15 protein-coding genes and 2 pseudogenes are annotated in these 18,940 nt (G+C 27.0%); all 17 read right to left on the bottom strand.

All coding sequences use genetic code 11. The features are described from left to right. Positions 1 to 22: 22 nt before the first annotated feature. Positions 23 to 784, bottom strand: a pseudogene (locus tag RGC78_RS16180) (ATP-dependent helicase); the annotation flags it as partial. Between the two features lie 540 nt (positions 785 to 1,324). After that, positions 1,325 to 2,041 carry a pseudouridine synthase gene (locus tag RGC78_RS02245; RefSeq protein ID WP_252215308.1) on the bottom strand — a complete coding sequence of 239 codons (717 nt, stop codon included), beginning with the start codon at positions 2,039 to 2,041 and terminating at the stop codon, positions 1,325 to 1,327. 215 nt (positions 2,042 to 2,256) lie between these two features. Then, complete coding sequence (locus RGC78_RS02240) at positions 2,257 to 2,997, bottom strand: lytic transglycosylase domain-containing protein (RefSeq protein ID WP_252229796.1); 741 nt, start codon at positions 2,995 to 2,997, stop codon at positions 2,257 to 2,259. Between the two features lie 195 nt (positions 2,998 to 3,192). After that, positions 3,193 to 5,220 carry a triple tyrosine motif-containing protein gene (locus RGC78_RS02235; RefSeq protein WP_309555947.1) on the bottom strand — a complete coding sequence of 676 codons (2,028 nt, stop codon included), beginning with the start codon at positions 5,218 to 5,220 and terminating at the stop codon, positions 3,193 to 3,195. A 150-nt stretch (positions 5,221 to 5,370) separates the two neighbouring features. Continuing rightward, positions 5,371 to 5,817 carry a YaiI/YqxD family protein gene (locus RGC78_RS02230; RefSeq protein ID WP_309555946.1) on the bottom strand — a complete coding sequence of 149 codons (447 nt, stop codon included), beginning with the start codon at positions 5,815 to 5,817 and terminating at the stop codon, positions 5,371 to 5,373. A gap of 3 nt (positions 5,818 to 5,820) precedes the next feature. Continuing rightward, complete coding sequence (locus tag RGC78_RS02225; protein WP_309555945.1) at positions 5,821 to 7,170, bottom strand: glucose-6-phosphate isomerase; 1,350 nt, start codon at positions 7,168 to 7,170, stop codon at positions 5,821 to 5,823. A gap of 201 nt (positions 7,171 to 7,371) precedes the next feature. Next, positions 7,372 to 8,040 carry a fructose-6-phosphate aldolase gene (fsa, locus tag RGC78_RS02220; RefSeq protein WP_309555942.1) on the bottom strand — a complete coding sequence of 223 codons (669 nt, stop codon included), beginning with the start codon at positions 8,038 to 8,040 and terminating at the stop codon, positions 7,372 to 7,374. A 158-nt stretch (positions 8,041 to 8,198) separates the two neighbouring features. Then, on the bottom strand, positions 8,199 to 9,020 hold the full coding sequence (locus RGC78_RS02215) for an SDR family oxidoreductase (RefSeq protein ID WP_252215292.1): 822 nt from the start codon (positions 9,018 to 9,020) through the stop codon (positions 8,199 to 8,201). 274 nt (positions 9,021 to 9,294) lie between these two features. Further along, positions 9,295 to 9,660, bottom strand: coding sequence for a PTS glucitol/sorbitol transporter subunit IIA (locus RGC78_RS02210; RefSeq protein ID WP_252215290.1), 366 nt, complete (start codon positions 9,658 to 9,660; stop codon positions 9,295 to 9,297). A gap of 46 nt (positions 9,661 to 9,706) precedes the next feature. Next, positions 9,707 to 10,696, bottom strand: a pseudogene (gene srlE, locus RGC78_RS02205) (PTS glucitol/sorbitol transporter subunit IIB). A gap of 80 nt (positions 10,697 to 10,776) precedes the next feature. Further along, positions 10,777 to 11,337: a PTS glucitol/sorbitol transporter subunit IIC gene (srlA, locus tag RGC78_RS02200; RefSeq protein WP_012423036.1), complete on the bottom strand. Its 561-nt coding sequence runs from the start codon at positions 11,335 to 11,337 to the stop codon at positions 10,777 to 10,779. Between the two features lie 31 nt (positions 11,338 to 11,368). Next, positions 11,369 to 11,785, bottom strand: a complete 417-nt coding sequence (locus RGC78_RS02195) for a transcriptional regulator GutM (protein WP_252215288.1) — start codon at positions 11,783 to 11,785, stop codon at positions 11,369 to 11,371. A 3-nt stretch (positions 11,786 to 11,788) separates the two neighbouring features. Then, the gene (locus RGC78_RS02190; RefSeq protein WP_309555941.1) at positions 11,789 to 13,753 is read right to left on the bottom strand and encodes a BglG family transcription antiterminator; all 1,965 of its coding nucleotides are present in this window, start codon (positions 13,751 to 13,753) and stop codon (positions 11,789 to 11,791) included. Positions 13,754 to 14,107: 354 nt separating this feature from the next. Beyond that, positions 14,108 to 14,593 (bottom strand): Yae1 family protein, encoded by a 486-nt coding sequence (locus RGC78_RS02185; protein ID WP_309555940.1) that lies wholly within the window; start codon positions 14,591 to 14,593, stop codon positions 14,108 to 14,110. 308 nt (positions 14,594 to 14,901) lie between these two features. Continuing rightward, on the bottom strand, positions 14,902 to 15,753 hold the full coding sequence (locus tag RGC78_RS02180; protein WP_309555939.1) for a polysaccharide deacetylase family protein: 852 nt from the start codon (positions 15,751 to 15,753) through the stop codon (positions 14,902 to 14,904). A gap of 101 nt (positions 15,754 to 15,854) precedes the next feature. Further along, on the bottom strand, positions 15,855 to 17,018 hold the full coding sequence (gene fliB, locus RGC78_RS02175) for a flagellin lysine-N-methylase (protein WP_309555938.1): 1,164 nt from the start codon (positions 17,016 to 17,018) through the stop codon (positions 15,855 to 15,857). Between the two features lie 313 nt (positions 17,019 to 17,331). After that, the gene (gene guaA / locus RGC78_RS02170; protein WP_252215278.1) at positions 17,332 to 18,873 is read right to left on the bottom strand and encodes a glutamine-hydrolyzing GMP synthase; all 1,542 of its coding nucleotides are present in this window, start codon (positions 18,871 to 18,873) and stop codon (positions 17,332 to 17,334) included. Between the last annotated feature and the right edge of the window lie 67 nt (positions 18,874 to 18,940).

Here is an 18,940-nt window from a genome sequence, read left to right as displayed (position 1 = left end):
CCTCGGTAGATATTAAAGTTCCTTCAACTAAGCATTGATCATCATCACCAACAACACATATATTTTTATGTTTTGATGCTAATAATTTAATCAATTCATATTGAGCACCATTAGTATCTTGATATTCGTCTACCATTATATACTTAAATTTATTTTGATAAAATTCTAATACTTCAGAATTAGATTTAAAAAGCTCAACAGCTTTAAATATTAAGTCATCAAAGTCTAATGCATTATTTTCCTTTAGTCTTCTTTGATACATCTCATATGCTTCCGCAATTTTCTTTTCTCTAAAGTTAGATTCATTTTGTCTCATAAAACTTTGAGCAGTTTGCATAGTATCTTTTGCTTTTCCAATTTTACTTAGTATCTCTTGATCAGATATATCTTTATCATTAATATTTAAAAGCTTCATACATTCTTTTATTAATACTTTTTGATCAGATGTATCGTATATTGTAAAGTTACTATTGTAACCAATCTTATCTATTTCTCGTCTTAAAATTCTAACGCAAGTTGAATGGAATGTAGATATCCACATATTTTCAGCTTTACTACCAATTAGTGATATAACTCTATCTTTCATTTCCTTTGCTGCCTTATTTGTAAATGTAATAGCTAATATATTATATGGTGCTATGCCCATATTTTCTATCATATGTGCCATTCTATAAGTTAATACTCTAGTCTTTCCTGATCCAGCTCCAGCTAATATTAACAATTGGCCATCTATGGTAATTGCACCTTCATATTGTTCTTTATTAAGCAATGATTTTAACTCCATTTAGTTAATCTGCTCCTTTCTTAATCTCTAAATATTATAACATAGTGAAAGTATTAATAATATTTCTCTTTATATGTTAATTTAATCTTTATATACATTAATTATATCTAATTATTTCCTTTAAAATTATATACTTCTTTATTATCTCCTATTTTAAAATATAAAAACAAATAAAAGTGAAGGAATTAAGTCACATTTAAATAAATATGACTTAATTCCTTCACTTATTTTTTTCTATTTAATTTTTTATTAATCTCTATTAAAATGTACTATTTTTATGCTTTTTTATATATTAAATCAACTTTTCTTCAAAGTAAACATTTTCATTAATTAAGACAAAAAAACGCAACCCTTGGGGCTAGGTTGCGCTTTAGCAATAAGCAATAAGCAATAAATAAAAAGGGGGCTATATAATTCCTTTTATTTATCCTTGCAAAATTATTATAGGCTATTATATATTAAAATGCAAGTAATTTTACGAAAAATATTTACTCCTGCGTCTAAAATGAATTATTTTATTGCATAATCTTTTAATGTTCGTTAATTTTTATTTAAAATAGCTAATTCTTCATCTGATAATTCTCTATATTCGCCTTCTTCTAAACTTTCATCTAGAATTAAATTACCAAATTCTTCTCTTTTTAGATATACTACTTTTTTATCACGTGCTTCAAACATTCTTTTTACTTGATGATATTTTCCTTCTTGTATAGTAATTCTAACTTCTGAACCTTCTGGTGATGCAGATATAATATCTAATTTTGCTTCTAAGCATTTATACCCATCATCTAATACTACACCTTTTTTAAATGCCTCTTGATCTTTTTCATTTACTTCTTTATCTATTTTAGCATAATAAACTTTATCAACATGCCATTTAGGTGATATCATTCTATGATTAAAGTCCCCATCATTAGTTAATAACAATAATCCAACAGTATCTTTATCTAATCTTCCTACTGGAAATGGATTAAAAATTTGATGATCTAATTCTAACAAATCAATAACAGTTTCATCTTTTGAATCATGAGTTGCTGATATTACTCCTGTTGGTTTATTCATCATTAAATATATGTATTTACGATAAAATATCTCTTCTCCATTTATCTTAACTATAGATTTTTCAGGATCTATATTTACACTACTATCTTTAATTATCTTTCCATCTACTTCAATTAATCCTTTTTTTGCTAACAATTTAGCTTCTTTTCTGCTTCCATATCCTAAATTAGAAATTATTTTATCCAATCTCTCCATTTACTTCACTCCACTCTATCATTTTATATGTCTCTCTACACAATAGTATATTATCACATATGTCAAAATAAATATTCATATAAATAAAAAATTATGTTTTAAATATATATTTATATATGCAATAGGCAAAGTGGCATATATAAAATTCTTACTAAAATAGAGCCAATAAAAAAATGAAGTTATTACTAAACAACTTCATTTTTTATTGATTCATGCTAAATTCCACTTTTATAATATCCCATTACTTTTGGAATATAGTTTTGAGTTTCTTTAGGCATTTTATATAAATGTTCAACAGAGCTAACTCCTCTTTTTTGCATTGTTCCAGGTCCTGCATTATATGCCATAAGAGCCATTTCTACATTTCCATCATACCTATCAATATATCCCTTTAATTGCTTAACTCCACCATTAATGTTTTGTTCTATATTAAAAGGATCACTTACTCCATCTTCTTCACAATTTTCTGGCATAAGTTGCATAAGTCCCATAGCACCCGCACCTGAAACTACTTTAGGATTAAAATCAGATTCCTGTTTTATTATTCCTAAAATCAAATTAGAATCTACACCATATTTTCTTGATGCTTCTTCTACTGCTCTATATATTCTTTGTTTACTTTCATCATCAGTATCTATATCGACAGTTGATGTAGTACTAGACCCATTTAATTTAGATGTTAAATTCTCATTTAAAACCATTTTCATATAATCTAATCTTTGTCCAGGTGTTGTGTTTGTATTTTCCAATGATTTCATTGCTTCTAATGCACTAGAATCCTTAGTTGATTCATTAGCTGATTCATTAGATTTATCTGTTAAAGCTTGCATAACTAAGGCAAATTCTAGTCCATTAGTTCCACTATTACTTTTATCATCACTACTATTGCCACTATTATTAATTGCTGTTAATGCCATTAATTCATTTGAAAATGAATTTAAATTGTCTATACTCATAACTGCCCTCCAATTTTATTATGCTATATTTTAAATAATTGTTGATATATACAAATGGTACTATATTCCTAAGTTCAATTACTCAATCCACTTTGCTTATTCATATATCAATGATTTGTTTAAATAGAGTCTTTTATTAAAATCACAAACTTAAATTAATCTACTATATTTATTTTCGTAACAAGTTTATAAATCTTAATCTAATACCTTAAAAGATATTTCTGCATAATCTTCATAGTTAGTATTTTTATAATAACTTTTAGATAATACTAAAATCTTATACTTTCCTTTAATAAAAGGTATAAAGCTATAGTAATTTTTCTTACTATATGATTGAACTTTATTCCAGTTACCATGTTCCATTAAATAAAATTCATAGCAGACATCTTTTCCACCTGTACTCTTTACTTCAAATGATAATTCATGATTAATTTTAACCTTCTTTTTATTTATAATTATTTCTGTATTTATAACAGGTGATGCTTCATTTATATATAAACTAACTTCTTTTTTAGAATCATATTCATCTATACATTTTATATTTTTAGCATACACTTCTATTGTGTATTTTCCTGAAGTTTTAGGAACAAATCTTAATTTTTTATTTTTAATAAATTCAGTTTCTTCAACTAAATGTCCATTAATTTTAGTTACATATTTAACCAAGACACTTTTTGTATTTTGAATTATTGATTCAAATTCTATGGTATCTCCAACTACATAATTATTTTTTAAAGGTAACATTATATAATCGATTTCTCCTGGTATATACTCATTTGCTTTTAAGTAAACAAAAGTATGTGCATCAAATTCTTTATCAGAATATCTGTCCTTAATAATAATCTCTATCTCATAATCTCCTTTTTCCTCAGGAGTAAAATTAATCCAATTTTTATTGTTATTATTTATTTTTTCCACCTTTATTTTATTTCTATACACTACAAATGAATAATTTAATCTAGTTCCACCTTCTGCATTAACCATTATATTAACAGGTTGTTTAATCAAAACATTTTTTTCTTTATCTATAACAACATCAACTATTTTTACTGGCTTATTACCTCTTTTTTCTATTTCAAATTCAATTTCTTCGCAAGCTTCATATTCACATTCAGACGATGCATCTTTGGCAAAAACTGATATACTATATCTTCCTGATTCTCTAGGTTGCCATATATATTCAGAATTTCTTATAAATCCAGTATCCTCTTCATATGAACCTTTTACTTTATATCTATATAGAATATTAATTCCACCCTCTACTTCTGCTTTGAATTTTATATCAGTTTCTATAATTTGAGGTGAACTTAAATCTGCTGCAAACCCTTTAATTAATATATCCTTATATGGTTTTATATTATATAAAAGAACTGCTCTATCATCATATTCTTTATTTGAAAATATATCTTTTGCACATGCTAAAAGTCTATAACTTCCATGAGTATGTTCTTTGTAATTCAAATAATTTTTAGTAGAATAATCTTGCATGCAGATTGCTTTTCCATCTTTTGAAATCTTATAAAATTTATATAAAATTGTTCTGTTACTTTCATTTTTGGTTTCTAATGTAAATTTAAGATCTTGCCCAACTATTAATTCAGTATTATGACATATAAAATTAGTTATTTCAACATCTTCAATATCATCTACATTTATTTTGACAGTAGTATAATCATCAAAATTTTCATCAGAAGTAGCTCTTTTACATTCTATTAAAAATTCTTTTTTGCCTGCATTATTTGCAGTATATAATAATGTATTATCTGTTGTATAGTCTATAATAGGTTCCCATCCTTGCTCTCCCTTTACATAAAATCTGTAAAGTAACTCTTCTTCCACTGCTTTTACCTCTATAGAACACTTTTCTCCAACATTTAAACTAGTTTTATCAACCTTTACCTCATCTATAAGCCTTACTAAATCTTTGTTACTAATTAAATAATCTTCTTTAGCTACATAGTCGAATGATTTTTTTCCTTCCTTATCTCTTGCTTGAACCATAACCGTATATTCCCCTTCATAAACTGGCTTCCAACAGCAATTATCTTTTTCTGAATAATCTTGTATAGTTGTCCATATACCATTTAAACCAATAATAAATTTATATTCTATGTCATCCTTAGGGTTATTAACCTGACTTTTTATATTTATTTCCGTTCCTCTTGTTTGCGGTTTTTCTTTATTAAATATGAGTTCTATATTCTTTAACTGAAGCTCTTGCATCCTTCTCAAAACCCCTCTCTATATTACTCCTTAATTATATTATACAATTATTCCATTTTTTGTAAATAACTTCAGCTAATTTTTATTTAAATTATATCATATTTATATAATTCTTATCATATACTGAAAAAAAAATAGAGGTATTCTCCTCTATATATTTTTATTAACTAATTCAATTAGTTTTATTAAGTTTTTTTCTAATCTTAAATTATCCTCATTAGTCCTTTTTTTAGGATTGGAAGTTTTACCTCCACCTCTCCTAATTTTTTGGGATAAATGTCTTTCTTCTAATAATCGATCTATATTGCTTTCATCATAAATAAAACCTTTTGGATTTATTACTCTTGCTTTCTTAGGCAAACATATAGCTGCTACCCCATAATCTTGAGATATAACTATATCATTAGCTTTAGTTTCATTAATTACAAACATATCCACACTTTGAAAACCACTATCCACAATTTTAACTTCTGAGTAATTACTTTGTATAAAATGATTTATATCGCAATAAATTATTACTGGTATATCTCTATCTTTAGCCACTTTTTCAATAATGGAGATACCTGGGCAGGCATCTCCATCAATTATAATTTTCATAAATTAAAGTCTCTTCTCTAATTCATCTTTCATATCTTCATATCCTGGTTTTCCAAGAAGCGCAAACATATTCTTCTTGTATGCTTCAACTCCTGGTTGATCGAATGGATTTATTCCTAAAAGATATCCACTTAATCCACAAGCTTTTTCAAAGAAATATACCATATGACCAAAATAGTAAGGTGAAAGTTCTGGTACATTTAATACCATGTTAGGTACTTCACCATCATTATGAGCTAATAAAGTTCCTTGGAATGCTTTATTATTTACAAAATCCATAGTTTTTCCAGCTAAGAAGTTTAATCCATCTAAGTCGCCTTCGCTAAATTCTATTGTAATTTCTTTTCTAGCTTTTTCGACATTAATAACTGTTTCAAAAAGATTTCTTCTACCATCTTGAATATATTGTCCCATAGAGTGAAGATCGGTGCTAAAGTCAACTGCTGCTGGGAATAATCCTTTTTTATCTTTTCCTTCAGATTCTCCATATAATTGTTTCCACCATTCATTGAAATAATGAATACATGGTTCATAATTAACTAATACTTCTATTTCTTTACCTTTATTATATAAAGCATTTCTTGTGACAGCATATTTATAACAATCATTTTCCTTAATTGAAGGATTTGAATATGTTTCTCTTGCATCTGCCGCACCTTGCATCATTTCATCTATATTTATTCCAGCTACAGCTATTGGTAATAAGCCTACTGGTGTTAACACTGTAAATCTTCCACCAACATCATCAGGAATTACAAATGTTTCATATCCTTCTGAATCAGCTAAGCTTTTTAATGCACCTCTAGCTTTATCTGTAGTTGCATATATTCTCTTTCTTGCTTCTTCTACACCATATTTCTTTTCTAAGTATGATTTAAATATTCTAAATGCAATAGCTGGTTCTGTAGTAGTACCTGATTTTGAAATTACATTTACACTAACATCTTTTCCTTCTATAGCTTCTAATAGTTCTGCCATATAAGTTGAACTTATGTTATTACCTGCATAAAATATCTTTGGCACTTTTCTCTTATCGTCATCTAAAACGTTATGGAAATTACTTGTTAACATTTCTATTGCAGCTCTAGCTCCAAGATAAGATCCACCTATTCCTATAACTATTAATACATCTGAATCAGATTGTATTTTTTCTGCTGATTTCTTAATTCTAGCAAATTCTTCTTTATCATAATCTACTGGCAGGTCTATCCAACCTAAAAAATCACTTCCTTGACCTGTTTTACTATGAAGTCTATCATGTGAATCTTTTACCATTCCTTCCATGTAATCTAGTTCATAGTTTTTTACGAATCCTTGTGTTTTACTTAAATCTAATGTTAATCCTTTTTTCACAACCATACCTCCATATCTTAATTACGTAAATTTCACTTTTCAATTATATCACACTTTAATTAAACATTTCTTAAACATTTATGATATTATTCAAACTTTGGAATTTTATACTAAAGATAATAATTCTTAATTATTAAAGTAGACAGATCTATACAAATCTATCTACTTTATAATTAAAAATGTCTTTATTCTTTTACCTTATTATAATACTGTAATCTTATTATATGCATTTTCCCAATCATTAATGAATTGTTTTACACTTAATTCTGTTAATGGATGTTCTATAAGTTTATCCATTATGTCGCTTCCCACTGTTACTGATTGACATCCTCTTAAAGCAACTTCATTAACTTGTTGAACATTTTTAAAAGATGCTGCTAAAACTTTAGTATTTAAACTATTAAATTCTAACAATTTAATTATTTCTCCAACAACTTCTACTCCATTTCCGCTAATATTATCTATTCTATTAACATATGGTGCAACAAAGTGAGCTCCTGCTTTTGCTGCTATCAAAGCTTGTTGTGGTGTAAATATTGCAGTAGCTGTTATCTTATATCCAGCTTTATTTAATATTTTTATAGCCTTTATTCCATCTGGAGTTACAGGTATTTTAATATATATATTTCCTCCAACTTGCTCTGCTATATACTTAGCTTCTTCAATCATGTCTTCAGCTTTTAATGATAAAACTTGTGCATGTAACATGCTATCATTACCTATAATTTCTCTAATATTTTTTAATATTTTTATAAAATCTTCTTTTTCTTTACTTATTATAGATGGATTTGTTGTAACACCTTCCATAGGATAAAATTCATACGCCCTTTTTATTTCTTGTAAGTTTGCAGTATCTAATACATATATCATTTTTTCCTCACATCCCTATTAATATTCTTAAAATTTATTTTTATAGCATTAAAAGTCCCTGATAATATTAGGAACTTTTAATGTTTATATTTATTTAAAATTTATGAGAGAGTACTAAATTGATTTAAAATACATTTTTTTATTTTTACTAAATAAAATTAACCTCTAGTTTTTCCGCCAGCTACATTATAAGTTACTCCATGGATGTAACTTCCTCTTTCTGATCCTAAGTAACAAACTAAGTCAGCGACTTCTGATAATTTTCCTGATCTTCCAAGTGGAGTAGTTGATGTTTTGCTATATCCAGCTCTTAAATCTTCAACTGTAATTCCTCTAGTATAAGATAATGCTGTTTCATATTCTATAGTTCTTAATCCTGTAGCTTCTAATATTCCTGGTGCTACACCTACAACTCTAACGCCTTGCTTTCCTAATTCTTTAGACCAAGATCTTGTAAATGAATTTACTGCATTTTTAGTTGCTGCATAAATACTTTGACCTTCTGATCCTTCTAATCCACTTTCTGAAGACATATTTACTATTACTCCAGAACCTGTCTTTACCATTTCTCTAGCAACTGCTTGTGCACAGAAAAATACACCTTTTATATTAACATTAACTATTTTATCAAAAACAGCTTCATCTAATTCGTACTTACTATTTTCTTCTTTTGGATCTACTAATAATCTAGGTATATTTATACCTGCATTATTTACTAAAATATCTATTTTACCGAATGCTTCTTTAGTTTTTGAAACCATTTCTTTAACGCTATCATAATTTGTTACATCTGTATTTACATATACCATTTTTCCACTTGTTTCATTCATATCTAATTGTGGTGCATTAGGATTCATATCACATACAACAACATTTGAACCATTATTTAAAAATTCTTGTGCTACTGCCTTTCCTATTCCTGATGCTCCACCTGTAACTATTACTGTTTTTCCTTCTAAATTTAACCATGACTTTGTCATTTTTTATCCCTCCATCATTAAATTAACTCATTAATTTATATGAACATCGTTTCTCTACATCTGATAAATAAAATAGGTTTGATTGTTTTTACTTATTTCCGATATAAGCACATTCATAATCAAAGCTATTTCAAATTCAAAGAACAATTAATTCCATAAATTATTTAATTATTTATATATAAGTTTGAAAATACTTTAAAACTCTTCATCAAATTGACTTATTGTATAAATTGACTTATAATTTTCTTAAATATTATTTTTTAACTATTTAAAATTAATTTCTTATTATTTTTAAAATTGTACCAACGGCAATTGGTGCAATTTCTTTTTTTTCTAGATATAAAGTTCCACCTACTTGTGCTTCTTCTTCTCCTAGAAAATTATATGTTATATGTCCCAATTCTTTTAAATTTTTATTTACTAATTCACCTACTGCTTTTATTTCATAATTTACATCATTTATGCAAAGTATATCATTAGGCATTATCTCTTCTAATAAATTATTTTCATTGTGAATAAAGCAATAATCAATTAATTCTTGAGGAGCATTGTCCTTAAAAGTTATGAACATATTTGCTGCAAAAAATTCTTCAGCATTTTCACCAATTTTTTCTATTTTAGTGCTATAAATCGTCTTCATAAAATTGTTCCCTTCTTTAACAATTAGATTCTTTAATTAATACAATTTAGCTGTATAGTCCAAAACTTACAAGCCAAGCTACTACAACTGTTGGAGCTCCTGTTAAGAATCTTGAGTATAAAACTGATGGGACACCGACTTGTACAGTGTCTGGTTCTGCTTCAGCTAATCCTAAACCTACTGGTATAAAGTCTGCTGCTGCTTGTGCATTGATAGCAAATAATGCTGGTAATGCTAAGTGTGGTGGTATAGTTCCTTTACCAATTTCAGTACCTATTAAAACACCAACTATTTGTGCTATAACTGCACCAGGTCCTAAGAATGGTGAAAGTAATGGGAATGAGCATATAAGTGCTAATACAACTAAACCGCCTACATTTCCTATTAATGGTGTAAGTAAATTTGCAATAAAGCTCCCTACTCCTGATTCATTTATAATACCTATCATTACTGCAACGAAAGCCATGAATGGTAATATTGTGTGAATTACTGTGTCAATAGTATCTCTTCCTGCTTGGAATAATGTACTACTAAAGTTTCCTATTGCTATACCAATCTTTCCAACAAGCCCCCCTGTTTGTTGACTAATCTTTTTACTAGTATCGTAACTCATTAAGTCTTCCTCCTTTAAATCGTATTCTTTATATCTTAGAAAATAAACCTATTCTATTACTTCTACATTTGCTGGTTTTACTGCTGAAACATAAATATCTTCTTTTATAAACATTGCTAAAGGTCCACTTCTACCTGTTTTCATAATATTAACTGTTGGTATCTTCTTTTGAGGATAGATTCCACATCTTAATGTTCCACCACAATTTATTATTACACAAGCAATTTCATCATCTTTAACTCCTGTTGTAAATCCATCTATTAATTCACATCCTGTTAATTCTGCTATTGTAACTGCTGTTTCTGGTTGAGCTCCTCCAGTAATATATACTACCTTGTTTCTTTTTTCTGTAGGTTCTATTAATAATGGGCCACCCCATCCGCCTGATCCTTTGTTTATCTTAACTTTTTTGTATCCCATAATTGCCAACTCCTTAATCTTTTATTTTTTTATTTATCTTATTTAACTTTAATTTTTATTCAATTAATTTTTTTATTTAATAATTATCCTAATTTAACTTCTGTGTTTAATTTAACACCTTGTTGTTTTTCTACATATGAAGTTGTGAAATCTGTTATCCAACCTCTAAAGAAGTTTGTTATTATACCTACTAATAAATATCTAACTGCTAGATCTGTAGTTGAAAAACCTAATGTAGTAATACCTGCTGCTATTCCTAAGAATACAAATAATTCACCTGGATTTATATGTGGAAATAATCCATTCATTGTGTGACAAGAGAAACTTGCTGCCGCATAATAACTTGGTTTGTATTTTTCAGGCATAAATTTTCCTAATGATAATGTCATTGGATTCGCAAATACGAATGTTCCTATAACCGGTAATAATAAGTATCTAGTTATTGGGTTTTTAGCACATTTCATAGCTAATTTTTCTACTTTCTCATCCCCAATAAATTTTATAATTGCATTCATTGTAACTAGTAGTGCTATTAGTAGTGGTATTATACCTGTTACAAAGTCCATAAATTGATTACCACCTGCTCTAAATAGATTCATGAATGAATCTGCACCTCTAGCTAATAATTCTAACATTTGTGTCATAAGAAAACCTCCTCATTATATATTACAATTCTTAAACAACCACTTCTAAGTCTGCTTCTTTTTTACTTCCCTCCTCATGTCTAAACTTTTTGTAGTTTTTAACAGCATCTAAGATTGCTCTTTTAAGTGGTTTGTTAAATTCTTTTAAATCGTTTTCCTCAATACTATCTATGTACATATTTTCAAGACCTTTAAATTGTTTAACTCTTGCTGCTACTGTTACTCCCTGCATTTTTCTAGATTCTAAAATTAATCCATCATCTTGAATTCTTATAAGAACTATAGTGCCTGAGTTAATCATTCCTTTTTTTCTTCCTATCGCTACTTTTCCTAATCTTCTTAATTCTATATAATTTTTATTGAAATCCTTGATTTGTATTAATCCAAAGATAAAATTAAGTATCCAAACAGCAATTCCTATAATTATTAAAAATACAACCGAATTCATAATTTATCTCCTTCCTAAAACTTCTTTAAACTCTTTATAATTTTTACTTTTTATTAGCTTTTGAACTATCTTCTTATCACTTGATAAGTCTATAATTTCTTGATATGTTTTTACTATAATATCTTGACTATTTTGGCTTTCTGAAGGTATTACAAGTAATATTATGAGTCCTACTTCCTTACCATCAACCACAAGTAATTTATCTAGTATTCCATATGAAACTATTACACTATTTACCTTTTCATCCACTGCATGTGGCAATGCTATATTTCCACCAAATGCTGTTCCTGCTTTCTTTTCTCTTGCTATAACTCTTTTCTTATATTCATTTGATACAATATTTGATTTTATTAAGCTATCCAACATATCTTCTAAATTGTCCATGAAATTGTTTTTGTTTAAGTAAAATACTAATTTTTTATCCAACATTCCATTTAAAATATATTGTTCTGTATCATTTCTTTTCTCATTAGTCTTATTTAAAAATATTTGACTTTCTATTTCTCCTTTTAATTGACATTCATCAAAAATCGAAGTGATTTTTACTATTTGTGTTTCAGTATTTATATCTAAATCTACAAGGGTAAATATCATATCATAATTACTTGCTATTTCTTCTGTAAAATCTAAATCTGAAAATGATTTAAAATTAATTTCTTCTCCAAGTATTTTCTTTAACTTTATAATTAGTAACTTTGCTGTTCCTAAGCCTGTCCCGCAAACAATTGCTGCATTTTCTATTTGAATAAAAGATTTGCCTGCTTTTTCAACATAAGTTCCAAAATGTAATGCTAAGTATCCAATTTCATCATCTTCTACTTGTACCTCATACTTATCTTCAATTACTGAAGCAGCTATTTTAGCAACTTCATAAGGCAATTTGTACTTTTCTTTTATTTCTTTTAACATAGGATTTTTATATTTTATATTTAGTACTATTCTATTTAGTGCATAATATAAATGATATTCTAATCCTTGTATTAATTGTTCATCTTCTTCTAAGCTTAATCCAGTAAATTCAAAAACCTTGTCAAAAATTTGTTTTCTTAATAAAGTTATATTTTCACCTATTGTTAAATTTCTTAATACTTCATGATACAAAGGTGCATTTCTTCCAAGTAAAGGCATTACTATAAAAATTATTTCTAAATCATCAATTTTTTCATCTTTTAATGTTTCAATTGTACTTTTTATAGTTTTTCCTATTTCATACTCTTCTGATTCCTTTATTATTTTATATTGTGATTGTAGTGAAGTTATATTTTTATTATTCTCCAATCTCATTAACATTACTGCTATATATCTTATTAAGTTATTTATTAAAGCTTCAGTTACACTAAATCTATTTTCTTTTAGATTTATTACTATTTGTTCTTGAAGTTTAATAATCTCTTTTTTAGTAAGAATATTATTGCTTTCTAATAAAATTATTGAATCATTGTATGTTTTACATAAATGTTCAAGTATAATTAATCTTAAATTAATTTCATCGCCTTCAATTTTTATTCCTGAATTTGTTTTTCTCTTTAATATTAATCCATACTCATCTAACTTCTGATCTACTTTTTTTAAATCTTTAACTAAAGTAGTTCTTCCTACATTCATTTCTTCTGCTAAATCATCAATTGTCACAATCTCATTAAGTCCTACTAACCTGTTTATTAAATAATCAATTCTTTCTTCTGGATTATTTAATTGACAAAATTTTTGTTTTTGTCTTCTATTTAACTCTAGCAATTGCTTAAATTTTTCATCATCTTTCACATTTAGCTTATACTGGGAATTATTAGTCTTTACTATTTCCACAACATCCTTAGGTATTTCTTCCTGTAATTGCTTTAAGTAAGTTCTAATACTTCTAGTACTAACACCAAGTTCATCCGAAAAATCTTTTAAAGCTTTTCCTTTGCTATCAGCTAACATTTCAAGTATGGTAAATAACTTTCTTTCTAATGATTGTGTAATCATTTTCAACCCCTCATTCCATCTTACAATTATATAATAGTACATTAATGTAATTTATTTAATATTCACTTTTTCATCACAGTTTGGAAAAAATGTATACTAATAAAAAAAAAACTTAGATAAATGTGTTATAAAACTAATTCTGCAAACCATTTCATGTTTATTATAACATATTTGTATACATTTATACTTATTTATACACATTTATACACGTTTCATAAATTTTCTCACATTAAATAGTCTTTTTTTTACTTAAATTAAAAAAGAAGAATTTATACAAAGTATAAATTCTTCTGTGATAAGATGTTAGATCATTCTATTAAATTTAATATTATAGCTCAATTACTCTTTAAAAATTTAACAGCGTGAATTATTTCTATTTAAACATTTCATAATATCTTGTATAGCTTTTTCATATCCTTCTCTAAAACCAGCTTTACATCCTTCTTGGAAACCTTTTTCACGGCCATCTTTAAATCCTTTCTTATATCCTTTTTTACAGCCATCTCTGAATCCTTCTTCATATCCTTTTTCACGGCCATCTCTGAATCCTTCTTCATATCCTTTTTCACGGCCATCTTCATATCCTTCTTCATATCCTTTTTCACGGCCATCTTTAAATCCTTTCTTATATCCTTTTTCGCAGCCATCTTTGAATCCATCTTTATATCCTTTTTCACAACCTGCTTTAAATCCTTTTTTATAACATTTTTCACATACTGAATTATTATCAGTTCCTGTTGTGTCTGAGCAATTCATTTCATTATAATCTGCTTCTTCACAATCACTAACTTCATCAAATTTACAAACTAATTCATCTTCATTACAATAATAATCGTTCATCTGTTTATCTCCTTTTGTAAATAATTATAGTATATAGTATGTTAAAATTAGCGTATTGGTTAATTTTAATTAGATAAAATTTAAATATAATTTTGTATTCTTTAAAAGTACTCATCATACCCTTAAAACACGGTATTCTAGAAGTTATCCTCAAATTTAAGATTTTTATAATTTCCTAAAGAAAAAAATAGTTATCATTTTGTATAATTAAATACACAAAAATCTAACTATTTTTTAATGCTTGTATTCTACATTTTATAAATAATATTAATTATAAGTTAAATTAATATTATTTATAATCTACTAGCTTACTTTAAATCTCTTTTTATATGTCTTGGTTTATAAGTATAATCAACTAATACTCTGTTTATTTCATATTGATTGTCACCTTTATGTGCTTGTCCCTTTTTAACGGTAAATGCCATACTATATCCTGCTTCTTTAACAGCTTTTAAAGTCTCATCGTTATAACTACCAGAAGGATATGCAATAAAGTTAATATTTTTACCTGTTATATTTTCAAGCTTAGTTTTAGATTCTTTAACTTCTTTTAATTGTTCATCATAATTTAAAGTTGAAAGCTCTCTATGAGTAAGTGTATGACCTTCAATATCAATCCCATAATCACTCATCTCTTTTACCTGTGAAGGTAATAAATATACATCACCATCTAAATAATTACCTATTATAAACATAGTTGCATTCATTGAGAATTCTTTAAGAATAGGAAATGCATTTGTATAATTATCTTTATATCCATCATCTAATGTTATAACTACACTTTTCTTAGGAATTTTCGCTCCATTATATAGGTAATCATATAACTCATGTAATGTTATAGTTGTATAACCTGCATCTTTTATTGCTTGAAGATGCGTTCTAAATAAATCTTTAGATACAACTAATGGATCTTTCTTAAATTCATCTCCAATAGAATGATATCCTAAAACAGTAACCCCCATATCCTCACTTGTAACATCTATACCTTCAAATGGATTTTTAATATCTTTATTTTCTAATACATCTGAATTTTCAGTTTCTAATGCTGGAGTAACTTTTCCTTTAGTATTATTTTTAATTTGAAATGTAAATAAAGAAACAATTAATAATAATATTACTACTAATAATCCTTTCAAAATTGTATTTTTTTTATTCTTCAAAACTTGCCTCCTAAAAATATAAAGTTAAACTATACCTTTTGGTAATTAAAATATCTTTTTTATATTGACTTCTCTAAATAACCTCTAAGATACTAGCTCTTTTAATTCATCAACATAGTCATTAGATTATTTAAGTTAAAAATTTTATTTGTTTCAAATATTTCTGCTAATGCTTCTAAATTTTCTTCTGAATGTTCAATATCTTTAGAGTACATATGCATTATATCTATCTGATCATCTTTATTAAATTTATATCCATTATCACACCATCGTACAACATCTAATTCTTTAATAATTAGATAGCTAATAAGTGCAAGTTTTACTTTCGCAATTACATCGTAGTCATAGATAGATTTCATAAAATATCTAAATATAAAATATACCATTAAATGTTCATATTCATACATTTTGTTTACATAATATTTATCAAATTCATCATGTTTATCCACATAAAACGTAACATTATGTTCTTCATCATAAAAATATTCTGTAGTATATTTTAAAACTTTAGGCCATTCTTCATTTATATGATCAATATCTTGATATACTTTTAAACACTTAAAAATGTTTTTATATTTTTCTATATTTTTTACTTTGTAATTATCTAATTGATCTATTAATTTTTTTATAAATTTATCATCTGAATACTTATTTCTAATACTTGTTATTTCAGATATTTTATTTGCATCTATTTTATCTTGAATTTCTTTTGCAAAATTAAGAATTATCGCCATTCTTTTATTTAATTCAATAGATCTATCCTGTAACATATCTATGAACATTTTTCTTGAGCTAATTATTTGAATAAACATATCATAACTAATATCATTATATGTACATACCATTTCATCATTTTCTTCTAATTCAAATTCAACTTTTTTAGAATTATTTAAGATTATTCTAGCGGCTTCTGGACATGATAACGAAATCCCTATTTCTCGTGTACTTCCATATTCTTCAATAAATCTTGGATATTGTTTGCATGTATTGCATAATCTCTCTTTTCCAAGATTAATATATATATCACATTTCTTATCTTTATTTAAGAAAGAGCAATTATCTCCTTTTAATACAAAAATATTTTCTCCGTCTTCATCTGTAACTATTTCATTTTTCAATCTATCTCCAAATTTATCATTTACAGTTTTATAATACTCATATGTTTCATCATCTATCACAATTTCCCATCCTGCACAACATGTATCTTCACACTCTGATGCAATACATTTAAAGTCCTCATAATAATCTGGTACTCTTATCCTCATTTTTCTACCTCTTATTTTTATATTAATAAAATTTACTATATAATTCTATCATAACTTCACAAAATTCCCAAAATAAAAAAATTATAAAACCATCTCTTTTTAATTACAATACTTTACAAGCTCAAACTAGGAATAATAGTATGTTGTATAATTATTTTTTATTCTTTAGATGTACTCATCATACCTCCAAAATACAATATTTTATAAGTTATACACATATTTCAAATCAATATAACTTCCTAAAGAATAAAAAACATTTCAACAAACCTACTTAATTTAGATTTTGTTGAAATGCTTATTAAGTTATTTAATATTATTCAAATTCTATAGTTGCAGGTGGTTTTCCTGTACAATCATACATTACACGGTTAACACCTTTTACTTCATTTACAATTCTAGTTGTTACTTTTCCAAGTACTTCCCATGGAAGATCTGCACTTTCAGCTGTCATAAAATCACTTGTAGTTACAGCACGAAGTGCAATTGCATAATCATAAGTTCTTTCATCTCCCATAACGCCTACTGAACGCATATTAGTAAGAGCTGCAAAATATTGACCAATTTCTTTATCAATACCTGCCTTTGCAATTTCTTCACGATAGATTGCATCTGCATCTTGAACTATTTTAACTTTTTCAGCTGTTACCTCTCCAATAATACGTATTCCAAGACCTGGGCCTGGAAAAGGTTGTCTGAACACTAATTTTTTAGGTATTCCAAGTTCTAATCCAGCCTTACGAACTTCATCTTTAAATAACAATCTAAGAGGTTCTATTATTTCTTTAAAGTCAACATAATCAGGAAGTCCTCCAACATTATGGTGAGATTTTATAACTGCTGATTTTCCAAGACCACTTTCAATTACATCTGGATAAATAGTTCCTTGGACAAGGTAATCAACTACACCTATTTTTTTAGCTTCTTCTTCAAATACTCTTATAAATTCTTCACCAATAATTTTTCTCTTTTGTTCTGGTTCTTCTACTCCAGCTAACTTTTCATAAAATCTTTCTTGTGCATTTACACGAATGAAGTTTAAATCATACTGACCATTAGGTCCAAATATTTCTTCAACTTCATCGCCTTCATTTTTACGAAGTAACCCATGATCAACAAATACACATGTTAGTTGCTTTCCAACAGCCTTTGAAAGCATTACTGCTGCTACTGATGAATCAACTCCACCTGATAATGCACATAATACTTTACCATTTCCAACTTTTTCACGAATTTCTTCAATTGTCTTCTCAACAAATGAATCCATTTTCCAATCTCCAGTACATCCACAAATATTATATACAAAATTTGAAAGCATCTTTGTACCTTCTTTTGTATGCATAACTTCTGGATGGAATTGAACTGCATATAAATTCTTATCTTCACATTCCATAGCAGCAACAGGACAAACAGGAGTATTACCTATTACTTTAAATCCTTCTGGTGCTTTTTCTATGTAATCAGTATGACTCATCCAACAAATTGTTGAAGGTGATACTCCTTCAAAAAGCTTAGATTCTACCTTTACATCAACTTTTGTTTTTCCATATTCACTTACAGGTGCAGTTGCCACTTTTCCTCCAAGCATATGAGACATAAGTTGAGAACCGTAACATATACCAAAAATAGGTACTCCTATTTCAAATATAGCTTTATCACATAAAGGAGAATTTTCACCATATACGCTGTTTGGTCCACCTGTAAAAATAATTCCCTTAGGATTCATTTCTTTTATCTTATCAACACTTAAATTATAAGGATGAACTTCACAATATACATTACACTCTCTCACTCTTCTAGCAATTAATTGATTATATTGTCCACCAAAATCTATAACTAAAACTAAATCTCTCTTCATCATTTCCTCCTAAATTGTTCTTTATAAATTTAATTATCTAACAACTAAGAACATTACTCAATAAAAA

Source organism: Clostridium aquiflavi (assembly GCF_031344075.1).
Lineage (GTDB): Bacteria > Bacillota > Clostridia > Clostridiales > Clostridiaceae > Clostridium > Clostridium aquiflavi.
This window is presented reverse-complemented; position numbering and strand designations above follow the sequence as displayed.